Genomic DNA, 4,329 nt, shown 5'->3' on the forward strand with positions numbered 1-4,329 from the left:
ACATAGTTCGAGTTGTTCACCTTGTCGGCGTCGATGAAGACCAGGTCGAACGGATCCGGCTGCTCTTCGGCCAGCACCGGCAGCGATTCCATCGCCGCGCCGATCCGGATATCGACCACGTCGCCCAACCCGGCCCGGTCCAGGTTCTCCCGCGCCACCTGGACGTGCCCGGGTTCGAATTCGAGTGTCGTGACACTGCCTCGATCACCGACCGCCCGGGCCAGCCACAAGGTGCTGAACCCGCCCAGGGTGCCGATCTCGAGCACCCGCCGCGCCGCGGTCGATCGGGCCAGCAGATACAGGAATTTGCCCTGCGCCGCGGAGACGTCGATGGCCGGCAACCCCGCCTCGGCGTTCGCCCGCAGGATCGCGCTCGCCTCGGCATCGCGCACCAGATGGTCCACCACGTACTCGTCTACGTCCGCCCACTCGGATGTGCTCATACCCGCAGTCTGCCACCCACCGCGCCCCGGTGCCGCCACGCCGACCGGCGAATTCTTCGAGATCGATGCTCCCCGTGTAACCGGCCGGAATCCCCGGAATACAAGGCCTTCCAACCGTTTGACATGGTCGTCGCCGGGAATAGCGGGAGCATAGTGTTCCTCGACCCATGGGATTGCCATGATCATCGTTCTCGGGCTCGTGCTCGCCGGCGCGGCGAGGGCCGCCGGTGTTGCCGGCGGACCAGGGGTGAGTCTCGTTTCCGCCGGGATGTGGTGGTCCCTTCGAAATAGAAAGTCAGTGTCATGATCGTTCTCGGACTCATCCTTCTCATCGCCGGTTACCTGCTCGGTATCGGCATCCTCACCACTATCGGCATCATCCTGCTCGTCCTCGGTGCGGTATTGGCCGTCGCCGGATCGGTGGGCCGTCCCGTCGGCGGCCGGCGGCACTATTACTGACCAGCCCACACCTACCGGCCCGGAACACGGTGTCGTTGTCGACGGGCGCGTTCGTCCCTGGACGCGGTTGTGGCGGAGTGGCCGATTACGACGAGACCCGCTCACCTTCGCCGAGCGCCGCCGACAGCGCGGTGAGCCGTGCCTGCAGGAATGCCCGCCCGACGCCGGTATCGGCTTCGATCAGGTCGAAGCCGTGGTACGCGCCCTCGACCTCGTGCACCTCGCACGGCACACCCGCGGCGCGCAACCGCTCGGCGTACGCGAGGTCCTCGGCGTGGAAGAGGTCGTTGGTGCCGACGCCGATCCAGGCGGGCGCGAGGCCGGCCAGGTTTTCGTATCGCGCGGGCGCGGCGAGCGGCGGCACCTCACCGTTCGCCGCCGGCCCCAGATAGGAGGACCAGCCGTACCGGTTGCTCCGGGCGCTCCACAGGCGCATCCGGCGTGGATCGAGACCGGCCGCGGAGGTCCGGTCGTCCAGCATCGGGTACGACAGCAACTGCAGCGCCGGCCGTATCTGGCCCCGGTCGCGGGCGAGCAGGGCCAGCGCCGCGGCGAGTCCACCGCCCGCGCTCTCGCCCGCGATCGCGATTCGCTGCGGGTCGACATCGGATTGCGCGGCCAGCCAGCGCAGTCCCGCATAGCAGTCCTCGAGCGGTACCGGAAACGGATGATCCGGCGCCAGCCGGTATTCCACCGACGCCGCCACAACCCCCAGACGGTCGGCGACCAGGCGACAGAACCTGTCTCCCATCGCGGCGTTACCGATCACATAGCCGCCGCCGTGGATGAACAGCAGTGCCGGCCCCGGCCTGGGTACCGCGGCGGGCCGGAACACCCGGACCGTCACCGCCTCGTCGATCCGCTCGACCGTCCCGCCGAGCGGCTGCGCCGCCCCCGTGCGGCCGGTGATCCGGCGGATGAGTCCGAGGGTGCGCGGATGCACGATCGAACGGGGTAGCAGCCGGGCCCGGCGCAGGTCGGGGTGGAAATTCGGCGAAGGCATCGACGAGCCGTCCTCTCGCTGTCGAACCGGGTCCGGAACTGCCCGGGCCATCGCAGCCTACGCGGGACCGATCGCCTGTCGGTGCGTTTCGCCGGCGCGCAAGAATTCGGTTGTCGGCAGTCGGCCCATTACGCAGACTGATTCGATGACGATCGGCCTGCCGCCCGATGTGGTGGACAATATCCGCACCATTTTCGAGGAGCGCGGCGAACGCTGGCTCACGGAATTGCCCGGAGTGGTGGACCGGCAGTGCCGGGAGTGGGAGCTCGAACTGATCGGGCGGCCGTTCTCGGGCGGTACGCATTCTTTCGTGGCCCCGGTGCGGCGCGGCGACGGTTCGGTGGCGGTACTCAAGATCGCGGTTCCGGATGAGGAGAACGCCGGTGAGGCCACCGGAATGTACTGCTACCAGGGTGACGGCGCGGCGCGCCTCTACGATTTCGACCCCGGTACCGGTGCCCTGCTGCTCGAATGGGCACGTCCCGGCACGCCACTGATCGCGCAGCCGCGGATTCCCCTGGAGGGCAGGGCAGAGAACGCGGGCAAGATCCAGACCGCCTGCATCCTGTATCGACGCCTGCGCCGCCCGCCCACCGGGGTTCCGGACGGATACCCGGCGCTCCCGCTGGTGGCCGATATCGTTTCCCATTGGGAGCAAGAGCTTTTCACGCCCGAGATGAACAGCTATCTCCCGGCGGCGGTAACCGCCAGCACCCGCGACCTCCGTGCGTGGCTGTCCGAACCGGACGGACCGCTGCTGATCGTCAACCGCGATACCCACCTGGGCAATATCGTGGCCGCCGAACGGGAGCCGTGGCTGTTGATCGATCCGAAGGCGTTCCTGGGCGAGGCCGCCTTCGACGCCGGGTTCCTCATCATGAAGCAGGTCGAGACAGCACCCGGTGCCACCCTCGCGCGCCGGGTACTCGCGGCCACCGCCGACGGTCTCGACGTGGATCGTGAACGGGCCCGGGCGTGGGCTCATCTCCGCACCGTGGAAGAGATCGCCTGGTCGCTCGAGGACGGGCGACCGGATGACGCCGCCCGGTACCTGGAGGTCGTCGCGGCCCTGTCGTGAACGGCCGCGGGCACGGCGAGCCGGAAACCGCCGCGGCCAGTAGGGTGATTGCGCTGATCGTATCGGCGGGCAGTGGACAGCGGCCGATCCTGATCGATGGGAGGGCCACTCATGCGCTGGAGCAGCGTGACCGCTTGCGGTCCCGAATCGTTCGCCGGCCTGGCCGACGGATTCGTGCCGATGGCCCACGAATTCGGTGACGAACCCGGATGGCAGGCCGGGCTCACCGCCCAGGAATCGGCGACCTACGCGCTGCTGCGCTGGGATCAGCGCGGCCGGCGCCGCTGCCACCGGACCACCGGCCATATCCGGCGAGAACCCGGCGACGATTTCTATTGGGTGGTGATGCCCGACCGGGGCCCGTTCGGGATCCGTTTCCGCGACGATATCGCCCACGTCACGCCGGGTCGCGCAACGGTGGCGGGACTCGACATCCCCTGCCACCTGGATATTCCCGATTCCGCGGCCTACGCATTCCAGGTTCCGCGCACCGAATTCGACCATCATCTGCGCCCACGCACCCATATGAATCTCGTCCTCGATCTGACCCGCGGACTGGGCCGGGTCGCCGACGCCATGATCCGCAGTACCCACGCCGAGCAGGCGGGGCTGTCGGCACGTGAATTCACCGCGGTCTGCGATCGGATCACCGAACTGCTGTGCCTGCTGGCGGCCGGCGACACCGAACCGCAGCGCGCCCACCGCGCGGAGGTCGCCGAGAGCATCCGGCGATACCTGCGCGCGCATATCGGTCGTGGTGATGTGCGCCTGCCGGCCGTCGCGCACGCGCTCGGCTGGTCGGAGCGTCAGGTGCGGGTGGTGCTGCACGAATCCGGCACCACCTTCCGCGATCTGCGCCGGGAGGAGGCGCTGCGGGTCGCCCGGGAAATCCTGGAAGATCCGCGCGCCACCATGACCATCGCCGAACTCGCGACCCGCTGTGGTTTCACGCCCACCTGGTTCTCCGCCGCGTTCAAGGAACGTTTCGGTCAGACACCGCGGGAGTTCCGGCGGCGGCCCCCCGGCGCGACCCCCCCCCCCCCGGCGGGAAACCCCCCCCCCCCCCTAAGCCGCGGGCCCCCCCCCCCGCGCGGGGCTGTTTCAATCCGCCGGGGGGGGGGGGGGGGGGGCGGCCCCCCCCCGCCACCACACCCCCCCCCCCCACAAGAAGCGAGAGGGAGGGAAAGGCGGGGCCGGCGCGGGGGCGGCGGGCGGGCCCCCCCCCCCCCCGCCCCCCGCCCCCCCCACGGCCCGGGGGTGGCCGATCCTCACGTTCTCCAATCCGGTTTCACTGTGGTCGCGGTTTCGCGCCCCATCGAAAACGACAACCGGAATCGCGGTCGGGC

At 69.6% G+C, this 4,329-nt stretch carries 5 protein-coding genes; 3 read left to right on the forward strand and 2 right to left on the reverse strand.

Features of this window, described 5'->3' with window-relative positions; all coding sequences use genetic code 11:
• On the reverse strand, positions 1 to 443 hold a 443-nt coding region (locus QH195_RS06225), incomplete at its 3' end, for an O-methyltransferase (RefSeq protein WP_280434657.1).
• 303 nt (positions 444 to 746) lie between these two features.
• Here QH195_RS06225 and QH195_RS06230 point away from each other — a divergent pair.
• On the forward strand, positions 747 to 902 hold the full coding sequence (locus QH195_RS06230; protein ID WP_280426105.1) for a DUF6131 family protein: 156 nt from the start codon (positions 747 to 749) through the stop codon (positions 900 to 902).
• 85 nt (positions 903 to 987) lie between these two features.
• Here QH195_RS06230 and QH195_RS06235 read toward each other — a convergent pair whose 3' ends face one another.
• Positions 988 to 1,905: an alpha/beta hydrolase gene (locus QH195_RS06235; RefSeq protein WP_280434658.1), complete on the reverse strand. Its 918-nt coding sequence runs from the start codon at positions 1,903 to 1,905 to the stop codon at positions 988 to 990.
• Between the two features lie 145 nt (positions 1,906 to 2,050).
• On the opposite strand from QH195_RS06235, the gene QH195_RS06240 reads away from it, so the two are divergent.
• Positions 2,051 to 2,983 carry an aminoglycoside phosphotransferase family protein gene (locus QH195_RS06240; protein WP_280434659.1) on the forward strand — a complete coding sequence of 311 codons (933 nt, stop codon included), beginning with the start codon at positions 2,051 to 2,053 and terminating at the stop codon, positions 2,981 to 2,983.
• 111 nt (positions 2,984 to 3,094) lie between these two features.
• Positions 3,095 to 4,329 (forward strand): helix-turn-helix transcriptional regulator (locus QH195_RS06245; protein ID WP_280434660.1); only part of this gene is annotated, 1,235 nt, incomplete at its 3' end.

This window comes from Nocardia carnea, from assembly GCF_029868855.1.
GTDB classification, from domain to species: domain Bacteria; phylum Actinomycetota; class Actinomycetes; order Mycobacteriales; family Mycobacteriaceae; genus Nocardia; species Nocardia carnea_A.